Here is a 19,054-nt window from a genome sequence, read left to right as displayed (position 1 = left end):
CTACATCAGCCATTTCGAAGATTGCTTTTGTTGAAATAATTGCTAGGTCAGCACCTTCACGAATACCTTGGATTTCCGCTGCAGATTATAAAGTTGCTGTTTTTCTTGCGGCAATTGATCGACAGTTTGCTCGGTAAAGCCGCGCTCCAGGAACCAGTGCTCAGTGCGTGTCGTCAGGCAGAACAATACGTTATTGCCCATGGCTTTCGCCTGTTCCTGGCAATAATTAAATAGTTTGTCGCCACGTCCACCACCGCGGTAAGCGGGGTCGATGGCCAGGCAGGCAAATTCCACCATTTTTTCTGTGGGGAAAGGGTAGAGTGCTGCACAGCCGATGACGCGGTTATCATGTTCCATCACGTAGAAATAGTTGATCTCCATTTCAATCCGCTCACGCCCGCGTCGCACCAGGATACCTTCATTTTCCAGCGGCTCGATCAGCATCAGGATACCGCCGACATCATCGATATTGGCCTGGCGCATGGTTTCCAGCGGCAGTTCAGTGATCATGGTGCCTATGCCCTGCCGGGTGAACAGTTCCTGGATGATGGCACCGTCGATATGCCGTGAAATCAGGTGCGTCCTGGCAACGCCATGCTCACAGGCGCGCACGGCAGCAGGCAGGTAATAGTTCACATCTTCGGAATAATTAATCGGCTCATCGCTTTCCTGCACATTACGCAGCAGGTTCTTGGCTTTTGCCGAAGTCATCTCGCGCAGTAATTCGCCGCGCAAGTTATGTATGCCTTCAGAACCCATCAGGAAGATCAGCTTTTCCGCATCCAGGGCAATAGCGGCACTCACGGCCACATCCTCCAGTGTCAGGTTGAATATTTCACCTGTCGGCGAGTAGCCCATGGGCGAAAGCAGCACCAACTCACCATCGTCGAGGCGTTTCTGGATGCCGATCGCATCAATCTTGCGTACTTCTCCTGTATGTTGCAGGTCTACACCGTCGCGCACGCCCAACGGCTTTGCAGTGACAAAATTACCGCTGGCGACCCGGATATCGCTACCCGCCATTGGTGAGTTGCTGATGCCCATTGAAAGCAGGGATTCGATTTCTACCCGTACCGTACCATTAGCCTCTTTTACCGCTTCCATCGCGTTGTCATCAGTAATCCGCAGGCCGTTATGCATTTGGGGGATCAGGTGGTCGCGCTTGAGTCTATGCTCAATCTGTGGACGAGCGCCATGCACCAGCACCAGCCTGACTTCCAGGCTGGCAAGCAGGTTCAGATCATGGGAAAGCGCGATAAATTGTTGTTCACTGACCACTTCGCCACCAAACGCAATCACAAAGGTGCTACCGCCAAACGCATGGATATAAGGTGCTGCCGAGCGGAACCAGTGCACAAAGTCTTTGCTGTTGGCGCTGGAGAGAATAGCCTGCGGCGTATTGGTCAGGTTGCTGGGTGTTAAATCGGCATCATACAGGCGGCCTGGGGTGGTACTCAGGGCCTGCGCAGCGGCACGTAACAGGGCTTCAGAAATACCGATCTCACCGCGTTCAATGCGCGACAAATTACTGGTGTCGGTACCCATGCGCGAAGCCAGTTGCTGCAAGGTGAGATTTTGCGATTTTCGCAAATTCCTAATATTTGAACCGATCATTTCATTTTTATTTGAGTTTAATTTGCAAAACAATAAATCAATATGGTTTTTTATGCAAATTAAACATAAAAAATGACGGCCTGAGCCGTCATGTCAAATGTTACAGAGAGAGACGAATTATTCACATCAACTGGTCGCTACCGTACGCACCGATCGGTAAATGCGGGTGCTCTGCCGTTTGCTGAGTACCAGTTGCCAAAGTTGGCCTTGCCGCGAGCGGAAATAGCCTGCACAACACATCAGGTAGTATTTCCACATACGGTAAAAACTTTCATCATATTTAAACTGCAGTTCTGGCCAGGCACGGCTGAATTTATCCCACCAGGCCATCAGGGTGCGGTCATAATCCTGACCGAAATTATGCCAGTCTTCAATCAGGAACTTCTTTTCAATCGCCATGGTGATTTCACTGGCAGAGGGGAGTTTGCCATTCGGGAAAATGTAGCGGTCTATCCAGGCATCGGTATACAGCGCGGTTTTGTGATTGCCTATGGTGTGCAGTAAAAACAGGCCATTATCTTTGAGTAGGCGTTGCGCCGTTTCAAAATACACCAGGTAATTTTTTGGCCCGACATGTTCAAACATGCCCACGGAGACGATCTTGTCGAACTGGCCTTGCAGTTCACGGTAATCCAGCAGCTGTATATCTACCGGCAACCCTGTGCAACGTTCTTTCGCCATGGCTTGCTGTTCTACAGATACCGTGATGCCGACCACGTTAACGCCATAATGTTGCGCCATATGTTTCGCTAACCCACCCCAGCCACAACCGATTTCAAGCACCCGCTCGCCAGGCTGCAAATCCAGTTTGCGGCAGATCATATCCAGTTTGTGTGCCTGAGCTTCTTCCAGCGTATGTGCATGTTCCCAATAGGCACAGGAATAACTCATGCTGGAATCCAGCATCGCCTCAAATACATCATTGCCTATATCGTAGTGGAGTTGTGCGACTTGAAACGCACGGTCAGGTGCCTGCAGGTTGAAAAGGGCATGTCGAAGGATATCTCCTAATAATTGCAGCTTGCCCCAGCCGCCCATTTCCTGATCAATATCGGCGCGCATCACGCGGGTAAAAAACTCATCGAGACGGGCACAATCCCAGCGGCCTTCAATGTAGGCTTGCCCGAAACCTAGTGTGCCGCGTGTCAGCACGTCACGGTAAACGGTTTCATCATAAACCTGCACATCCCATGGCGCATGGCCATTGATGGTGACTCCTGTTTTTTCAAGCAGCCTGATCAGCGTCTCCGGAGGAGCGGGCGGGTGTTCCACATAATGATTGACGGTAGTTTTTGGCATCGCGATCAACTCCTCCAAAACGCATACGGATCATAAGTAATCAGGCTGTTCTTTAAGTTATATTAAAGAGCGGGCTGATCGATGAAAACTCGTTATATAACGTATAAAGGTTGACCAGCCATTTTGTGATTTGTTCTATCAGCGCAAAAGCGCTTAGCGGGACAGGAACTGGAACCAGATTGGCAGGGTGAGGATGCTAAGCAGGGTCGTAGAAAAAACAGCAGCTGCGTAGAGTGCGCCGTCCAGGTGGTAGCGTTCACAGATGATGACACCAAACACCATTGTCGGCATCGCACTCAACAATGTAATCGCGGTCAGCGTATGACCGCCGAGGCCAAGGGATTGCGCTACCGTCAGGGCTATCAATGGCGCAATCAGCAAACCTATGATGCACACCGGCAATAATTTTGGCAGCAAGGCGATTTTGAAAGTATCCCAGCGTATGCTCATGCCTAATGCAATCAACATCAGGGGCACCACGCCACCTGCCAGCGTGTGTAGCGTATGGCCTATCATTTCAGGTTGGGGTGTATGCGTCAGGTTCAGGATGCAGGCAATAACAAGTGCCCATAGAGGCGGTACTTTCAGCAGTTCTTTAAAAGGGTGGGTACGGGTTTCACTATGACCATAGGCTTGCCCCATCATGATGCCGATGGAAAGCAGGATAGGTGTACATGCGAACAGATCAAATTTCAGCACCATCTCCTGTGCCCAGTCACCTAGCACTTCACTGGTCACTGGTAAGCCCAGGTAAGTCGCATTGGGAAAGGTGGCTGCCAGCATCAGCGCGCCTTGCTGCGCACGCGGAATAGGCAAAAGATAATGGAATACTTTCAAACTCAGCCACATCATTAAAGCAGCAGAAGCCAGCCGCGACACAGCGGTCAACTGGATACTGAACGTATCTGAATCCAGCGGTGCTTGCCACAATACGTCGATCACCAGCGCGGGCAGCAAAATATAAAACACCAGATCTGTCAGTGCGCGTCTGTGCGAAGTCGGGGAGATATGCGCAGGTGCAAATCGTTGCCAGGCGATGCCTGCCAGAATCAGCAGCGCCATTTGCAGCATGACATTAAACATCGTTGATCACTTTCTTGTGCATCTGGCCATCTCTCTAAAAATCACCCCACAGGGTTTGCATGCTGGCGATGGCAGTCAGGGCCGCTGTTTCAGTACGCAATATCCTTGGACCAAGCACAATAGATTGAAAGTGATGCTGACTGGCTAAGGCAATTTCGGCAGGGCTTAAGCCGCCTTCAGGCCCGATCAGAATATTGATGTGGCTATCGGGTTTTGCCAGTTGCGCCAGCTGGCTGGCACCCACCGGATTTAACAGGATACTCAGGCTGGATTGTGTTTCATGCTGGCCAAACCATTGTGGCAATGTGACTGGCGCATGCACGATCGGCATTAGGGCGCGGCCACTTTGTTCACAAGCGGCTATCGCCACGCCTTGCCAATGTTCTACGCGTTTCTCAGCACGGTCGCCACTCAACTTTGTCACGCAGCGCTCTGTGGTCAGCGGAAATATCTCGGTCACTCCTAGCTCAACTGCTTTCTGGATGGTGTAATCCATGCGGTCGCCACTGGAAATCCCCTGTAGCAATCGAATGTGTAGTGGCGACTCATTGCTCACCGCTGTGCGACTCTGAACTTCTACATCGGCCACTTTTTTCCCAACGTGAGTTAGTACACACTGATAATCAAAGCCATCGCCACAAAACAATGTCAGCGTATCACCCTCTTTAAGGCGCATGACGCGGATGGCATGCGCAGCAGCATTTTCGCTGAGTGCAGTCTTTTGGCCGATGGCGAGAGGTGAGGGGCTAAAAAAGCGTAAGTTACTCATGCATCACATTGTAACCAAAATGCCGGATACTGGCATTCAGTCCCGACATTCGGTTCTGACACTCACCTGTGCCCCTGAATAACGTACCATAGTGGTTTGATTGCTCATCTGCTGGAGTATTGCAACGGAGAATATTGGCTCCCCGCGTGAGCCTTCGCCGAAATTGCACAAAGTTATATAGTGATGGTCTATAAAGTTTTTGAAAGGAATCATATGGCTAGTATCAATCCCCCGGCATGCAATTTTGGCTGGAAAGCTCCTGAATTTAATCTGCCGGATGTCAACGGCAAACTGGTAAATCTGCAGGAAAGCATGGGTCCAAAAGGCCTGCTGGTGATGTTTATCTGCAACCACTGCCCGTATGTCAAAGCCATCTTGCCGCGCCTGATTGCCGATGTCACTGAGTTGAAAACGTTAGGCATCAATACAGTCGCCATCATGTCCAACGACCCTTCTGATTACCCGGAAGATAGTCCGGAGAATATGAAAAAACTGTCTGAAGAATTGGCGCTGCCATTCCCTTATTTGTTGGATGAAGCTCAGAAGGTTGCCAAGGCATATGATGCGGTTTGCACCCCGGATTTCTTTGGCTTTAATAAAAATTTCGAGCTGCAATACCGCGGACGCTTTGATGAAAGCCGTAAAGAAACTGCCCCCGAAAGTACACGCGATTTATTCAGGGCAATGAAGCAGGTTAGTCAAACCGGGCATGGGCCGAAAGATCAGGTACAGAGCATCGGTTGTTCTATTAAGTGGAAAGAGTAATTACTTCGATACGCTCGCAAATGCAGCGTTACTCGGATCGTTAGTTAGAGAAAACTGCAATCTTTAAGCAGGCCGCAAGTGCGCTTAAAGATTGCTTGAGGTGACTACAACCAGTTTATTGTTTTTAGTTTGAGTGTCAGTTTCTTTTCATACGCCCGATCAGCACCAAGCCAAACAGCAGCAAGCACCATACACTGGGCTCTGGTACGGGTGTGACGGCCCAGCTGGCAACGACTAACAGCTGGTTGCTGTAAAAATTGTTGAGTTGCAGCCTGGATGCTGTTTGATTGCCACTCAAATATAGCAATCCACCAAAACCTTCACCGATATATTGTGTTTCTCCGAGACGGATTTGTGTGCCGTCATAATTACCGCCAAGGACGGTGACGCCATCCGCTGCTCCTTCCAGAAAAGCAATATTTTCAAAGCCCGTGCGCCAAAGTGCATAACGTTCGGCTCCTGCCAGCTCAATCTCTACCCGCCCGCTGTCTGAACCCAAATAGAACACTGATAGCGTCGCGTCTGTCAGGCCCAGAAGTGCGCCATCTAGCGTTAACACGGGTGATGAGCTCACCGTCAATGGGTTGCCCAGGGCATGTGCCAGATCTGAGACAAAACTGGTGTCATTTGCACCGTTTAATATCATGCGCATCACGGCCAGTTCTGCCGCTACATCTGTGTTCAAAAGATTTTCACTGTGACTGCCGGCCGCGCTACGCCCCAGTGCCGGATCAGCAGTAGCCACCACATTCCATAATTGTTGAGTGAGCGAAAATTGAGAAGTGAAGCTGGTCCCGTCGGCGTTGCCTGTTGCCACTAACGCGGCACTGTCACGCGCGACTGCCAATAGCCGTTGTGCAGCTTCAAGCTCAGGTGTGCGGCTGGCCTTCAGGTTGTTGACCACTGTGACATCTGTCCAGTTAGCGGTTCGCAGTGCCAGCACGTCTGCCGCTGCGGATCCCCAACGGGCAGAACCTGTACCACCAAGTCCTGAGGTAGCGTTCAATGCGTCGGTCACATACTGTGTCGTTGTTTTGGCCGTGAATTGTGCATTGACTTGCCAAGTGCCATTTAAGTGCAGTTTACCGAAGTTCAATGTGGCATTGTCATTCAGTAGTGTGGCGGTTGCACTGGCTTGCAAGTGGATCGGGGCTAACAGCGCCGACGCATCTGCAGGTGCATTCATCGCCGGTGTGTTGCTTCTTAAGGGGCTGAACACCTCATTGCTATTGCATTTCAACGAGGTATTTACGCAGAACCAGAGCGTGTTTAAGTTTAATGCGACTGGCTCAGCGATTAATCCACCAGTGGCTGTTGCGCTGGCATTCGCCTGTAAAAAATTGCGTTGTGCCTCGGGGAGGGTGGCGACACCGGGATCATTTATGGAAACACTTTGGCGGCCATTTAGCGTGAAAACCATACTGCCGCCACTGAAGGTGCCCAGGCGGGTGGTCAGTAGCCGCGCATCTGCGGTCGCACTATCCAGTGAAAGGAGTTTGTCTATGCCCTGACTGAAATCTGCCGACTCACTGAAGGATAAATAGATATTGGTGGCGATTTCACTGGCGTGGGATGAGACCGGTACCAGTAGGCTCAACCCAATTCCCAGTATTGTTAATCCATCGCTGGCTTGCTGTCTCATAGCGCCTGTGATGCTCACGCGTTTTGTAAAAGTCATGTTGACTTCCTCTCTCAATAGTAACTATTAGCATTTTTCTAATTTGGACTAAGACTAACGGATCATGAGAAAAGCGTGCACCCCCTGAACAGGGGGTATTGGGGTGGTTTAGCAGCCAAAGGGTGTAAATTCAGGTAAGCGAGGCTGGGTGGTGGTGAAGTAATCGTCTGGGTAATTGAATGCTTAGCTTTAAACCACCAGAGGCACTGTGTGCAAAGTGCACTTCACCCCCTAATAAAGATGCGCGCTTTTGAATATTGCTTAAGCCACGCCCCATGGATTTGTCAGTAGCGGGAGGCAAGCCCATGCCATTGTCCTGGATCTCTAGCAGCAAATGATCAGCATCTAGTCGCAGTGTCACCGTGACTAGCGTCGCTTGTGCATGGCGGATGACATTCGAAACAGCTTCACGGATGATCCTGCCCAAATTCAATGCCTGTGGTTGACTAAGTTGCAAGCGATCATCATCAACCTGGTTATCCCATTGCAGTTGTATCTGCACATCGCCCAAACGCTTTTCGCACTCAATCCGGTAATCGGCCATGATGTAGGTGAGCGTAGTGTTTTCATCGCCGGCGCGTGAGACTACATCGCGTAAATCTTGCAAAGCAGATCTCGCCAGTTCAGCGTTATTGGAATTTTGCGCCCGGTAAACCAGTGTCAGCAGTTTGGCGCCCAGGTCATCGTGCAAATCCTGGTAAATGCGTTCGCGTTCTTCCAGCGTTGCCTGTTCCTTCAGGCTGGTTTGCAGTTGGTGGAAGTTATCGTTCAGTTCCTGGTGTTTGCTCACTACGCGCTGTTCCAGCTCCTGGTTGAGTTGCTCGTAATTGTTGAGCGCACCGACATAACGCGAGGTCATCATCAGCCCGACAATCAGGAACAGCACCGGTGCCGAAAACTGCATCAGGTATTCTTCTTCGGTGATCAGCCAGGCATTGATGCCTGGGAGGTTTGTATGAATCAGCCAGTCATGAAACGCAAACAGCAGGATAATGCTCAGCGTCATTAATAAAAGTTTGGCATCCTTGTTGCGGTCGACAACCCCGGTTTTTGCGAGCAATACCAAGCCGAAAATCACCACCAGCATGGTGATCAAATGCCAGAAATCAGTGGCGTAAGTAAAGTAGGCTGGAGGCGTTAGCAGTAATGTAACAGGAGCGAGAACCAGTATTGCCCACAGTAACTGATTAAAACGTTGCAAGCGGATGCCGACAAAATCGAGCAGTGAAATCAGCCACAAGGATGCAATCGCCTGGAAACTGGCATTCACCAGTACCTCCCACAACGCCGTGGGTAGCGGTGCAGTGATAATGTAAAAATTGAGGGATTGCAACGCCCACACGAAGGCAGCCAACCCAAACAGGCCATAGGCGGTATCCTGTTTCCGGCGCCACCACAGGCTGAGCATCAGCAGGCCGATGCCGACGATCAGCAGGCTGGAGGTCTGGTTGAGGGTGATGCGGATAAATCTCGCTTTTTCATATGCTGGCTGCAGGCTATGCAGCAGGTTGATTTCTGGCGGGTAAAGCATGCCCTGCGAGTATTGCGGGGCGATCAGCCGGATGTATAACGTGTTTCCAGTCACTCTCAGTGTGTCCGGCGGTATGGTAAATAACAGTGGCCGGTTCCAGTTGCGAGCAATGGGTTCGGCAAATGAGCCGCCCGAGCCGATTTTTTTTCCATTCAGGTAGGCCTCCGCATTCAGGCTTATCCTCGAAAGATACAAAGCATAAATTTCATTTGCATTGAGGTTGCTGTAATCAAATTGAAAACGATACCAGCCGGCGCCATCAACCGCCGGGTGATTAAGTTTCCACAAGTCAGGCAGCGTGACAGGCTTCCATGTTGCCTGTGCATCTGGCGGTGTTTCAAGGGCGCTGGGTATAAAGGAGGCCTGGCTGGGTTTAAATGACTGTGTAACCGCAGTGTGTGATGCCTGTTCAGCAAAAGCAGTTTGCAAGAGAAGGCAAAAGCCGATCAGCCCGCCCACCAGCAGCCTCATGAAATGATTTGGAATGCGCTGTTTAATCATTTGAACAAAGTGATGACTTGCAGGTAAATATCCTGCACATCGACAAAGTTACGTCCGGCGAACGTATCCTGAAATTCCAGTTTTACAATCACTGGCAGCGGCAACTTTCCCTGCTGCCATGCCTGCACGCCACTCCAGGTCGCACTGACCCGGTATTGATCGGCACGCCTGTCGGTGTAAGCCTCCAGGGCTGAAGTATCCGTGCCAACAGGTGATCTGTAATCATCGGATTTTTTCTCAAAGCGGTGCCAGGTACTCGCAAACCGCCAGTTTGACCAACGGTAACCTAATTCAATATCCGCTTCATAGTAATCACCCAAATCCCTGTCCAGCTTTTGCTTCGAGCTGGCTAATGCCAGCTCCTGGCTGAGGGCTGGCAACCGCATGCGGGCATTGTCTGAAAATTGCCAGTTGTAATCAGCCAGCAGGCGCAAGTCAAAGTTAGCGCCGAGATCATAAAAATATTCCGCACGGGTGCGGATGTCGGTGCTGCCATCACCCAAAGGGGTATCCAGTAAATTATCCGGGTCATCTTTTTTTGCCAGGCCTAAGCGTAATCCCACTCCGAGAATCAAGCTTTCGCCGGGCGTTTTCATCGCACGCCATAACACGCCTAATGTGGGGTCACTAAAGCCTTCGCTGCGCGTATTTTGCAAGGTTTTGTATTGGTAGCCGAAGGCCGGATTGGTCAGGATGTTTTGCACGCCCGTAGTCCCCATTGCCGGAATGCCGCCACCTGCCGGTGCAAACGGGAAATTGCCAGGTCCAATTGGCTGATTGGCATTGAAAGCCGGGTTGAAGCCGACATTGCCGCCATCGACGCTGAAATTAACCCGCGACTGAGAAACACCATAGGGAATAATGGCGCCCACGGTAATGTCGGGTGTCAGGCCATACCCAATGGTTAAAATGCTGATCCGGTTATCGGTTTTATGATCAAACCGCGTGGTACCCAAAGAGGCACCGGGCCCTAGCGCTGAGAGCGCCGGGAACATGCTGGCATTCAGGTTCAGGTTATTAAAGCTGCTCCCTAATGGCGACAAATGGCCGCGGTCATCATAACGTTCATCAAAATGGCTGCTGCGCTGCTCAAAGCGGATCGCCCAGCTATTTTCGGGTGCCATGGTGTCCAGCGCGAAATAGGATGCTGTAGGGATATTGTCCGAAGCCAGCGCATCCGGCATAACGATTGAAGATGCGATTAACATCAGCAAAACGGCTGGGTGATTCCCGTGCATAGGCAAAACTTCAGTCATTGTGCTATTAAATTGAGTACGCATTATTCTTGTTGTGGGTCTTTGATACCCCCGTTTGCGGGAGTGTATTCTTTTTAAATTCGTATATAGTCACTGGTATTTATTTGAGCGCACGCACAAGCCACCAATGAAAACTGCTTTCATACTTGAAGATACGCCGGAATCACAGCTGTGGTTATCAGAAGTATTACACAATAGCTTTCCTGGCATTGAGATCAGCTCTGCAAATAATATCGCACAAGCGATTGCGTTGATTGCGACTAGCCAGGCTGTTGATATTGCCTTGATAGATTTAAGTCTACCAGATGGGAGCGGTATCACGGTAATTGAATGGTTTAATCGTCATTCTCCACACACAATTTGTGTAGTTGCCAGCATTTTTGACGACGATAGACACATTTTCCCTGCATTGCGTGCGGGTGCGCATGGTTACCTGCTTAAAGACCAGCCTCAAGCAGCATTGATCCAGGCGCTGAATGGCATCGTCACCGGCCAGCCGCCATTGTCCCCTGCCATTGCCCGGAAATTATTGCGCCACTTTCACGAGCCCTACAGTACCCAGGCGCAAGAATTACTGACAGAGCGTGAAAAAGAGGTTTTGTCGATTATTGCCAAAGGCATGACCATGGCCGAAACCGCCAGTATGCTTGGCCTCAAGCGCAACACCATTGCCGGCTATGTCAAAGAAATCTACCGCAAGTTAAATGTATCCTCCAGGGCTGAAGCCGCTATCACTGCGCAAAAAATGGGCCTGATTTAGAATTAACACGGCACTTATGCTGGCCTGTTTTTGTCTTCCCTTCATGACGAGTTAAATATCCCGCCATTTTTTGCGGGGTATAATCAGCCAAAATCAGAAGACAGGAACAACCATGACAACAAAACTCAACTGGGGCATTTTAGGTGCCGCCCGCGTCAATGAACGCTTACTGCCGGCCATTGTAGAAGCTGAAAATTCCCAATTGGTCGCAATTGCCAGCCGTCGTGCCGGGGCCGCAAAAGCCATTCTGGATAAGTATGCGCCGAATGTCAGCGGCGTGACTTGCTATGACGATATGGATAGCCTGATTCACGACAGCAATGTGCAGGCGATTTATTGCCCGATGGCCAATGAAGAACATGCTGAGTGGGCGCTGAAGGCGATTGAAGCGGGCAAGCATATCCTGATTGAAAAACCGATGGCCACCAGCCTGGCGGATATCAGCAGGATTGAAGCCGCAGCTAAAGCTAAAGGCGTGATAGTGATGGAAGGTTTTATGTACCGCTTTCACCCTCAGCAAGCCAAAGTACGTGAGTTGGTCGAAAGTGGGCTGATCGGTGATGTTTTGTCCTGTCGTGCCAGCTTCTCTTTCCTGATGGCGCCGGCACGTATGTACCGCATTAGCCGTGATATGGCGCATGGCGGCGGCGCGATGTGGGATATCGGGCCTTATGCCATTCATGCCTTGCGTTGGTGTTTCGGGAGAAGCGGCGAACCTGCCGAGCCGATCAATGTAGTCGCATACGGAAAGTTAAATGAGCATGGCGCCGATGTCGTTGCCAGCGGGATTCTGGATTTTGGTCCTGATGCACAAGGGCGTGCGAAATTAGGTCATTTTGATGTGAGTTTCGAGCGTGGACGCAAAGCGGAATATGAGTTGATCGGCGATAAAGGCTTTATCCGTTGCCATAATATGTGGAGTTATCCAACGGATGATCCGGTGATCAGCTGGGAGGCCGGTGGTAAATCAGAAACGATCATATTACCCAAAGCCAATCACTTTAATCTCGAAATCGAGCACTTCAGTGACTGTGTGCTGAATGGCAAATCACCTTTGCTGACGTTTGCGGATGCCAAAGGTAATTGCAGGGCGATTGAAATGGTGATTTCTGCATTGACGCAGTAAAAGCGCGCATAAAAAAAGGATGCTCAGGCATCCTTTTTTTATGCAGATCTATGGATAGGTTAGATTTTATTGTCCAGACCCATCTGGTAATACTTGTGCACAATCTTTTCCTGATTTTCCAGTAACCAGTCTATGCTGGGCTCATTGCGCAACGCTTTCTGGATCGCCTTGAAAGTCGCTTCGCGATGGATATCAAATAATGCTTTGTGGTCTATTTTATCCTGCTCCAGGATCGCCGGGCTTAACCATACCGAGACAATAATACCCAGATCATTGGCCTTTTCTTTCGGGATATCGCCACTACGCACGGCATCCAGTACGCCATTGGCAATCGCGCCTTGCACGGTGCCCATCAGGATATTGGTATAGCGCGGGTCTTTTACCGTGACCTTGCTCACCATCAAAGTCGCCGGGCGCACCATGATGTCAGTGTTCATAATCGCCAGCACACGGGTGTGACCTTTCACCTGGTCGCCCAGCAGGTTGGCAAACGCAGTGCCCATCGGGCCGTTCATTTCACCAATCGCTACTTCAGGTTCGGCTGCAGTTCCCGGTGGGCCGCCAGCTACCAGGGCTTCACCGACACGCATAATGATTCTATCGTCAGACATTTACATACTCCTTTGTGGTCAATGCATTTTTTTACATGGTAGGGGAAAACGCCAGTCATTGCTATCCGCCAGCATTGATTTATCAGGTTTTTGATTTCACTGCTACCGCTTGCCACGATAATTAAATACTCATTAACCCTTGATGAAAAACGGGTTCTAAGGAATAATCTACCCTTTCCGTAAAAGGGCTGATTCTCGCCCTTTTTAAAGAATTCAATCAAGGTTTTGCAGCTTTTTGTGTAAGACCGCTCTTATTTTCATTTGGGAGAAAACAATGGCAACACGTGTCGACTTGTGCAACGCTATCCGTGCTTTGAGCATGGATGCTGTACAAAAAGCAAACTCCGGTCACCCAGGCGCTCCTATGGGCATGGCGGAAATTGCTGAAGTGGTTTGGAACCACAATTTGAGCCACAATCCTACAAATCCACAATGGGCTAACCGTGACCGCTTCGTGTTGTCAAACGGCCATGGCTCAATGCTGATTTATTCTTTACTGCACCTGACAGGTTACGATTTAGGTATCGAAGATATAAAGACTTTCCGTCAATTGCACTCACGCTGTGCTGGTCACCCGGAATACGGCTACGCACCAGGCATTGAAACCACTACCGGTCCATTGGGTCAGGGTATCGCTAATGCGGTTGGTTTCGCAATGGCTGAAAAACTGCTGGCTAACCAGTTCAACAAGCCAGGCCATGACATCGTTGACCACTACACATACGTGTTCCTGGGCGACGGTTGTATGATGGAAGGCGTTTCTCACGAAGCTTGTGCTTTGGCCGGTACCTGGGGCCTGGGCAAACTGATGGCTTTCTGGGATGACAATGGTATCTCTATCGATGGTCACATCGAAGGCTGGTACACAGACGACACCGCAGGCCGCTTCAAGTCATACGGCTGGCACGTTGTTTCAGTAGATGGTCACGACCAGGCTGCAATCCAAAAAGCCATTGACGAAGCCAAATCAGTGACTGACAAACCATCATTGATCTGCTGTAAAACAATCATTGGTAAAGGTTCACCAAACAAGTCTGGTTCACATGACTGCCACGGTTCTGCATTAGGCGACGCTGAAGTTGCTGCTACACGGGCTGAAATCGGCTGGGCACATGAGCCATTCGTGATTCCTGCTGATGTATATGAAGGCTGGGACCAAAAAGTTAAAGGTGCTGCCAGAGAGTCTAGCTGGAATGAAAAATTCGCAGCTTACGAAAAAGCATTCCCGGCTGAAGCTGCAGAGTTCAAGCGTCGTATGAACAACGACCTGCCAGCTAACTGGAAAGCAGAAACAGACAAAATCATCGCTGCTATCAACGAAAAAGCAGAAGGTGTTGCTTCACGTAAAGCTTCACAAAACGCGATTGGCGCTTTGGCTCCATTGTTGCCAGAGTTCCTGGGCGGCTCAGCTGACTTGACTGGTTCTAACCTGACTTCAACTGGTAGCTTCGTACACGTAAATGCGAAAGAGCCAGGTAACTACATCTCTTACGGTGTACGTGAATTCGGTATGGCTGCGATCATGAACGGTGTGGCATTGCACGGTGGCCTGTTGCCATTCGGTGGTACATTCCACATGTTTTCTGACTACATGAAGAACGGTATGCGTATGTCTGCGTTGATGCATCAACGTGTGATCTATGTACTGACCCATGACTCTATCGGTCAAGGCGAAGATGGCCCAACTCACCAACCAGTTGAGAACACATCTGGCTTGCGTTACATTCCACGTATGGATGTATGGCGTCCAGCTGATGCCACTGAAACAACAGTGGCATGGGTTGCTGCAGTTGAGAAGAAAGACGGTCCAACAAGCTTGGTTCTGTCTCGTCAAAACCTGCCAGGTATCAAGCACGACGCTAAAGACTTCGACGCAATCCGCAAGGGTGGCTACGTACTCTCCGACGTTGCTGGCGCACAAGTGATCATCATCGCTAACGGTTCCGAGCTGGATCTGGCTGTGAAAGCGGCTGCTGAGTTGAACGCTGCCGGTACTAAAGTACGTGTGGTTTCCATGCCATCTACTAACGTATTCGACCGCCAAGACCAGGCTTACAAAGACAGCGTTCTGACTCCAGGCGTTGTTCGCGTAGCTGTTGAAGCTGCTCACCCAGACTTCTGGCGTAAGTATGTAGGTTTAGAAGGTGCTGTTGTCGGTATCGACACATTCGGTGAGTCTGCTCCTGGCGGCGCACTGATGAAGCACTTCGGTTTCACGGTAGAGAACGTTGTAGCTACTGTTAAATCTGTTCTGTAATTTAAGACAGATTGACCGAATAAAAACCGCCTCCTTGTGGGGCGGTTTTTTTATGTCTCTTTATTGAAGGTGTGAGGCATCAAGTTTTTGGCGTCAGCACCAAGAACCACCCAGGTCACTCAGTTATGTGAGTATCAGGCGCTGGTTATTGCAGAGCATAGTGGGCAAACCGGCAATCACTCTTCACGAATCAGAGTAAATTCACCTGCACATTGACCTGCAGTATAGGCGCCACATTGGGCCCGATGAAACTTCCAGCAACCGGAGGAACCGCTTCCGGGTCGCGAGCCACCGCCACGGCGATGTGGTGTGTCCCTGTGACTAGACCAGAAGTCGGGTCAAAGCCTTTCCAGCCGGTACCCGGCAAATACACTTCTGCCCAGGCATGGGTTGTGGCGTTGCCTGCCTCGGTGGCAGGGGCATGCAGATAACCACTGACAAACCGGCTGGCGAGCCCCAGATGACGGCAAGCCTCAATGAACAGCGTGGCATAATCGCGGCATGAACCGCTGCCATACTGGAGGGTAGTGGCGGGGGTTTGTACGCCTGCTGCCTCACGCACCTGATAACGGAATTGTGTATAAATCGCCTGGTTCAAGGTAGTGAGCATCTCAAACGTGTTGCGCTGGCCATTGAGCAACCCAAGTTGCACCAGCCATTGATGCACCTGAGTTTCGTCTTGTGCAAACACCGGGCGCTGGAAAGCTGCCAGATCGGCCCATTCGGCTTGTGCATAACTAAACGGATAGTTCACCGCATAGGCATCCATCCAGAAATCCAGCGGTGCCTCTTCATAATGTTGTATCACCACTTCGCTGGCGATGGTCAGCTTGTCACTCGGCTGCAAAAAGTTGACAGTCGCCAACGAATTATCAAACACATCCCGCGACCATCGGATCTGATAAGCCGGCGATATGTTCAGGATAGAAGATTCGATACGCAGATCGTGGCCTTCTCGCGGCCGTATCAGCAGGCAATGTTGTTGCAGCGTCACCGGTGAGGCAAAACGATACTCGGTAAGATGTTTGATTCTAATGCGTTTCATAGTGTCTGCATCAGGCCACGTTAACCAGGGGCGCCCGGAAGTTGGGTCACGCGCACCAGCATCTCTTCAGGGCTCAGTGCCGGACCGAACTGGTTAAAAATAGCCACATCGGCAGCATCGTGCCCATAAGCGACGGTCACACGTCCACCGCGAGGAAAAGCCTGGGTAGGGTCAAAGGTATACCATCTGCCATTCACATAAGCCTCAAACCAGGCATGGAAGTCCATTGGTTGCAGTTCATGTAAAAACCCCACCACCATCCGCGCAGGGATACACAATCCGCGACATAAGGCGATGCCCAGGTGTGCCAGTTCACGGCAGACACCTTCCCGCTCCTGGTTAACCTCAACGGCAGAGAGTTGATAGTGTATAGAGTCTGTGTTGTAGTTAATGTTTTGCCGTATCCATTGTTCAATCGCCATCACCTGGTCATACCCAGGCTGCGCATTGGCAACGATCTGCTGGCCTAAATCAAGCAACTTGTCCGACTCGCAATAGCGCGAAGGCAACAGGTAGGTGAGTACTTCATCGGGGAGGTTTTGCACATCATCAAACGGCGCCCCGGGTGCGGTATCAATCCCGTCCGCCGTTAAAATATCGGCCGATGTGCTGATACTAAATTTGCCCACAGGCGCTACCAGCCGCTGGCAAAGGTTGCCATACGTATCGGTATACTCCATTACCGGCACACTGGGAGTAATCGTATAAGACTGTCGCGCTACCCACTGCTGCACACCGCTACGCGGACGCAACATTAAAATAAAGGGGGTAGGGATACTGACATTAAATGTGATGTCACATTCAGTACGTAGCCACATTGTGTGATCCTTATGTGGTGTATTCATTTTCATTTTAGCCTGCTTTGATAAACACTGCGTATAGTTTTTGTTCAAGTGCATTGAATCAGCCAATTCCTCTCAATGCCTTACTAATATTGCCCTTCACATCGATAAACTGCGCATGACCTTTACATGACGCACATACGATTCAAAAGTTCGCTTGATTTGCAAGACTTGCCACGTTTTTGGCATTTAATGGTAGTCTGACCAAAATTATTATTAGCCTGCATTATGAAAACCCCGCAAAGATTAGAACCCCTGATTGAAGATGGCATTATTGATGATGTCATCCGCCAGTTAATGAGTGGCAAAGAAGCCACCGTATATGTCGTACGCTGTGGAGACGAAACCCGTTGCGCCAAGGTCTACAAAGAAGCCAATAAACGCAGCTTCCGCCAGAGTGTCGATTACACCGAAGGCCGCAAAGTCAAAAGCAGCCGTCAGGCGCGTGCCATGGCTAAAGGCTCCAAATACGGCAAACAGGCACAAGAAGAAGCCTGGCAAAGCGCCGAAGTCGATGCCTTGTACCGCCTGGCTGCCGCGGGAGTCACCGTGCCAACCCCATATCAATTCTACGAAGGTGTGTTGATTATGGATTTAGTTGCTGACGCTCAAGGTAACGCCGCGCCCAGGCTAAACGATATTGTGTTTACCGCTGAAGAAGCCCGCCAGCATCATCAAACGCTACTCAAAGAAGTCGTGCGCATGTTGTGTGCCGGTATCGTGCATGGCGACCTTTCCGAATTCAACATACTGCTCAGTGAAAACGGCCCGGTGATCATCGACTTACCGCAAGCGGTAGATGCCGCAGGCAACAACCACGCCATGAGCATGCTGGAACGCGATGTCCGCAACCTGGCTGATTTCTTCGGCCAATTTGCGCCTGAGCTACTCACCACAGAATATGGCAAAGAGATTTGGGCACTCTACGCGCATGGCGACCTTACCCTTGAAACCGAGCTGACTGGCAGATTCAAGCAAGATAACAAACCTGTGGATTTGAAGAGCGTAGTCCGTGTGATTGATGCCGTCCGCGATGAAGAAGCCGCCAAACAAATGCGCTTGGCAGAAGCAAAAGCGGCATTGCCAAAAGCAGGGCGATGATTGTTGACTAATGTTTGGCCATTAACTAAACCGCCTCGTGTAAGGCGGTTTTTCTTTTTGGACTAATTCAATGACTTGGCAATATTGATGAACAAGATTATTCAATAATTTATCAGGCACATTTTCTTGTGCATTGAGCTTTCACAAGCTATTTGAAAACATTATTCATTAGCGCTATACTTGCACAATTAATTGAACAAGTCGGAGGCGTTATGCATGTCATTAGTTATTCTGAGGCTCGCAACTCCCTTAAAACAGTCCTCGATCAAGTGGTGAATGATGTGGATGTCACCATCATCAACCGCCGTGATGCAGCTGATGCCGTGGTCATGTCACTTGATCATTACAACAGCTTGATGGAGACATTGCATCTTCTCCAAAGCCCGGCCAATGCTGCGCATCTGGCTGAGTCTATCGCGCAACTCAAAGCAGGCAAAGCCGAACTTAAGACACTTATTAAAGAATAAATATCTCATGGCAAGGTTAATCGTCTTTACACCTAAAGCCTGGGATGATTATCTTTATTGGCAGACGCAAGATAAGAAAACACTCAAGCGCATTAATATGTTGATTGAAGCATCAGCAAGAGAGCCATTTACGGGAATTGCCAAACCAGAACCACTCAAAGGGGATTTGACAGGTTTTTGGTCTCGCCGGATTGATGATGTCAATCGGCTGGTTTATCAGGTGACTGAGTCAGAATTGCAGATTGTGGGTTGTCGCTATCATTATTCATAATGCTTACTGGTAAATATCAAACCGTCTCCAGAAGGCGGTTTTTCTTTGTTGGTCACTAATCACCGCGGCAAGTTTGAT

General features: G+C 50.1%; 17 protein-coding genes. 7 read left to right on the top strand and 10 right to left on the bottom strand.

The genetic code is table 11. From position 1 onward, the window contains the following. Positions 1-42: 42 nt before the first annotated feature. The 4 genes from argA to VK958_RS03725 all read right to left on the bottom strand — a co-directional run bounded on the left by argA (position 43) and on the right by VK958_RS03725 (position 4,765). Positions 43-1,614, bottom strand: coding sequence for an amino-acid N-acetyltransferase (argA, locus tag VK958_RS03740; RefSeq protein ID WP_325239116.1), 1,572 nt, complete (start codon positions 1,612-1,614; stop codon positions 43-45). A 126-nt stretch (positions 1,615-1,740) separates the two neighbouring features. After that, positions 1,741-2,913: a cyclopropane fatty acyl phospholipid synthase gene (cfa, locus tag VK958_RS03735; RefSeq protein ID WP_325239115.1), complete on the bottom strand. Its 1,173-nt coding sequence runs from the start codon at positions 2,911-2,913 to the stop codon at positions 1,741-1,743. A 153-nt stretch (positions 2,914-3,066) separates the two neighbouring features. Continuing rightward, the gene (locus VK958_RS03730; RefSeq protein WP_325239114.1) at positions 3,067-3,996 is read right to left on the bottom strand and encodes an AEC family transporter; all 930 of its coding nucleotides are present in this window, start codon (positions 3,994-3,996) and stop codon (positions 3,067-3,069) included. Between the two features lie 34 nt (positions 3,997-4,030). After that, positions 4,031-4,765, bottom strand: coding sequence for a 16S rRNA (uracil(1498)-N(3))-methyltransferase (locus tag VK958_RS03725; protein WP_325239113.1), 735 nt, complete (start codon positions 4,763-4,765; stop codon positions 4,031-4,033). A 213-nt stretch (positions 4,766-4,978) separates the two neighbouring features. Between VK958_RS03725 and VK958_RS03720 the strand changes: the two genes are divergently transcribed. Continuing rightward, entirely contained in the window at positions 4,979-5,530 is a 552-nt protein-coding gene (locus tag VK958_RS03720) for a thioredoxin family protein (RefSeq protein WP_325239112.1), read from the top strand. A gap of 136 nt (positions 5,531-5,666) precedes the next feature. Here VK958_RS03720 and VK958_RS03715 read toward each other — a convergent pair whose 3' ends face one another. The 3 genes from VK958_RS03715 to VK958_RS03705 all read right to left on the bottom strand — a co-directional run bounded on the left by VK958_RS03715 (position 5,667) and on the right by VK958_RS03705 (position 10,448). After that, positions 5,667-7,208, bottom strand: a complete 1,542-nt coding sequence (locus tag VK958_RS03715; RefSeq protein WP_325239111.1) for a PEP-CTERM sorting domain-containing protein — start codon at positions 7,206-7,208, stop codon at positions 5,667-5,669. 130 nt (positions 7,209-7,338) lie between these two features. Beyond that, complete coding sequence (locus VK958_RS03710) at positions 7,339-9,210, bottom strand: ATP-binding protein (protein ID WP_325239110.1); 1,872 nt, start codon at positions 9,208-9,210, stop codon at positions 7,339-7,341. Positions 9,211-9,236: 26 nt separating this feature from the next. Then, the gene (locus VK958_RS03705; RefSeq protein WP_325239109.1) at positions 9,237-10,448 is read right to left on the bottom strand and encodes a hypothetical protein; all 1,212 of its coding nucleotides are present in this window, start codon (positions 10,446-10,448) and stop codon (positions 9,237-9,239) included. 175 nt (positions 10,449-10,623) lie between these two features. Here VK958_RS03705 and VK958_RS03700 point away from each other — a divergent pair, with 175 nt between their 5' ends. Both VK958_RS03700 and VK958_RS03695 read left to right on the top strand, forming a co-directional pair. Beyond that, the gene (locus tag VK958_RS03700; protein WP_325239108.1) at positions 10,624-11,256 is read left to right on the top strand and encodes a response regulator transcription factor; all 633 of its coding nucleotides are present in this window, start codon (positions 10,624-10,626) and stop codon (positions 11,254-11,256) included. 112 nt (positions 11,257-11,368) lie between these two features. Further along, positions 11,369-12,382, top strand: coding sequence for a Gfo/Idh/MocA family protein (locus tag VK958_RS03695; RefSeq protein ID WP_325239106.1), 1,014 nt, complete (start codon positions 11,369-11,371; stop codon positions 12,380-12,382). Positions 12,383-12,441: 59 nt separating this feature from the next. On the opposite strand, the gene fae is transcribed toward VK958_RS03695, so the two are convergent. Continuing rightward, on the bottom strand, positions 12,442-12,993 hold the full coding sequence (fae, locus tag VK958_RS03690) for a formaldehyde-activating enzyme (protein WP_055828134.1): 552 nt from the start codon (positions 12,991-12,993) through the stop codon (positions 12,442-12,444). A gap of 274 nt (positions 12,994-13,267) precedes the next feature. Here fae and tkt point away from each other — a divergent pair, with 274 nt between their 5' ends. After that, positions 13,268-15,250, top strand: a complete 1,983-nt coding sequence (gene tkt, locus VK958_RS03685) for a transketolase (protein ID WP_325239102.1) — start codon at positions 13,268-13,270, stop codon at positions 15,248-15,250. A gap of 190 nt (positions 15,251-15,440) precedes the next feature. Here tkt and VK958_RS03680 read toward each other — a convergent pair whose 3' ends face one another. Further along, positions 15,441-16,295: a transglutaminase family protein gene (locus VK958_RS03680; RefSeq protein WP_325239101.1), complete on the bottom strand. Its 855-nt coding sequence runs from the start codon at positions 16,293-16,295 to the stop codon at positions 15,441-15,443. 20 nt (positions 16,296-16,315) lie between these two features. Next, entirely contained in the window at positions 16,316-17,113 is a 798-nt protein-coding gene (locus VK958_RS03675) for a transglutaminase family protein (RefSeq protein WP_325239100.1), read from the bottom strand. A gap of 252 nt (positions 17,114-17,365) precedes the next feature. On the opposite strand from VK958_RS03675, the gene VK958_RS03670 reads away from it, so the two are divergent. From VK958_RS03670 to VK958_RS03660, 3 genes are all read left to right on the top strand, one after another. After that, the gene (locus tag VK958_RS03670; RefSeq protein WP_325239099.1) at positions 17,366-18,238 is read left to right on the top strand and encodes a PA4780 family RIO1-like protein kinase; all 873 of its coding nucleotides are present in this window, start codon (positions 17,366-17,368) and stop codon (positions 18,236-18,238) included. A gap of 212 nt (positions 18,239-18,450) precedes the next feature. Next, a complete protein-coding gene (locus VK958_RS03665; RefSeq protein WP_325239098.1) occupies positions 18,451-18,705 on the top strand; it encodes a type II toxin-antitoxin system Phd/YefM family antitoxin in 255 nt (84 codons plus the stop codon). Positions 18,706-18,712: 7 nt separating this feature from the next. Beyond that, the gene (locus VK958_RS03660; protein ID WP_325239097.1) at positions 18,713-18,976 is read left to right on the top strand and encodes a Txe/YoeB family addiction module toxin; all 264 of its coding nucleotides are present in this window, start codon (positions 18,713-18,715) and stop codon (positions 18,974-18,976) included. The last annotated feature ends 78 nt before the right edge of the window (positions 18,977-19,054 follow it).

This window comes from Methylophilus sp., assembly GCF_035460085.1.
Lineage (GTDB): Bacteria > Pseudomonadota > Gammaproteobacteria > Burkholderiales > Methylophilaceae > Methylophilus.
This window is presented reverse-complemented; position numbering and strand designations above follow the sequence as displayed.

Excerpts from the sequence above, each read along its gene's own strand:
- argA (WP_325239116.1), bottom strand. The coding sequence starts at position 1,614 with ATGATCGGTTCAAATATTAGGAATTTGCGAAAATCGCAAAATCTCACC.
- cfa (WP_325239115.1), bottom strand. The coding sequence starts at position 2,913 with ATGCCAAAAACTACCGTCAATCATTATGTGGAACACCCGCCCGCTCCT.
- VK958_RS03730 (WP_325239114.1), bottom strand. The coding sequence starts at position 3,996 with ATGTTTAATGTCATGCTGCAAATGGCGCTGCTGATTCTGGCAGGCATC.
- VK958_RS03725 (WP_325239113.1), bottom strand. The coding sequence starts at position 4,765 with ATGAGTAACTTACGCTTTTTTAGCCCCTCACCTCTCGCCATCGGCCAA.
- VK958_RS03720 (WP_325239112.1), top strand. The coding sequence starts at position 4,979 with ATGGCTAGTATCAATCCCCCGGCATGCAATTTTGGCTGGAAAGCTCCT.
- VK958_RS03715 (WP_325239111.1), bottom strand. The coding sequence starts at position 7,208 with ATGACTTTTACAAAACGCGTGAGCATCACAGGCGCTATGAGACAGCAA.
- VK958_RS03710 (WP_325239110.1), bottom strand. The coding sequence starts at position 9,210 with ATGAGGCTGCTGGTGGGCGGGCTGATCGGCTTTTGCCTTCTCTTGCAA.
- VK958_RS03705 (WP_325239109.1), bottom strand. The coding sequence starts at position 10,448 with ATGTTAATCGCATCTTCAATCGTTATGCCGGATGCGCTGGCTTCGGAC.
- VK958_RS03700 (WP_325239108.1), top strand. The coding sequence starts at position 10,624 with ATGAAAACTGCTTTCATACTTGAAGATACGCCGGAATCACAGCTGTGG.
- VK958_RS03695 (WP_325239106.1), top strand. The coding sequence starts at position 11,369 with ATGACAACAAAACTCAACTGGGGCATTTTAGGTGCCGCCCGCGTCAAT.
- fae (WP_055828134.1), bottom strand. The coding sequence starts at position 12,993 with ATGTCTGACGATAGAATCATTATGCGTGTCGGTGAAGCCCTGGTAGCT.
- tkt (WP_325239102.1), top strand. The coding sequence starts at position 13,268 with ATGGCAACACGTGTCGACTTGTGCAACGCTATCCGTGCTTTGAGCATG.
- VK958_RS03680 (WP_325239101.1), bottom strand. The coding sequence starts at position 16,295 with ATGAAACGCATTAGAATCAAACATCTTACCGAGTATCGTTTTGCCTCA.
- VK958_RS03675 (WP_325239100.1), bottom strand. The coding sequence starts at position 17,113 with ATGTGGCTACGTACTGAATGTGACATCACATTTAATGTCAGTATCCCT.
- VK958_RS03670 (WP_325239099.1), top strand. The coding sequence starts at position 17,366 with ATGAAAACCCCGCAAAGATTAGAACCCCTGATTGAAGATGGCATTATT.
- VK958_RS03665 (WP_325239098.1), top strand. The coding sequence starts at position 18,451 with ATGCATGTCATTAGTTATTCTGAGGCTCGCAACTCCCTTAAAACAGTC.
- VK958_RS03660 (WP_325239097.1), top strand. The coding sequence starts at position 18,713 with ATGGCAAGGTTAATCGTCTTTACACCTAAAGCCTGGGATGATTATCTT.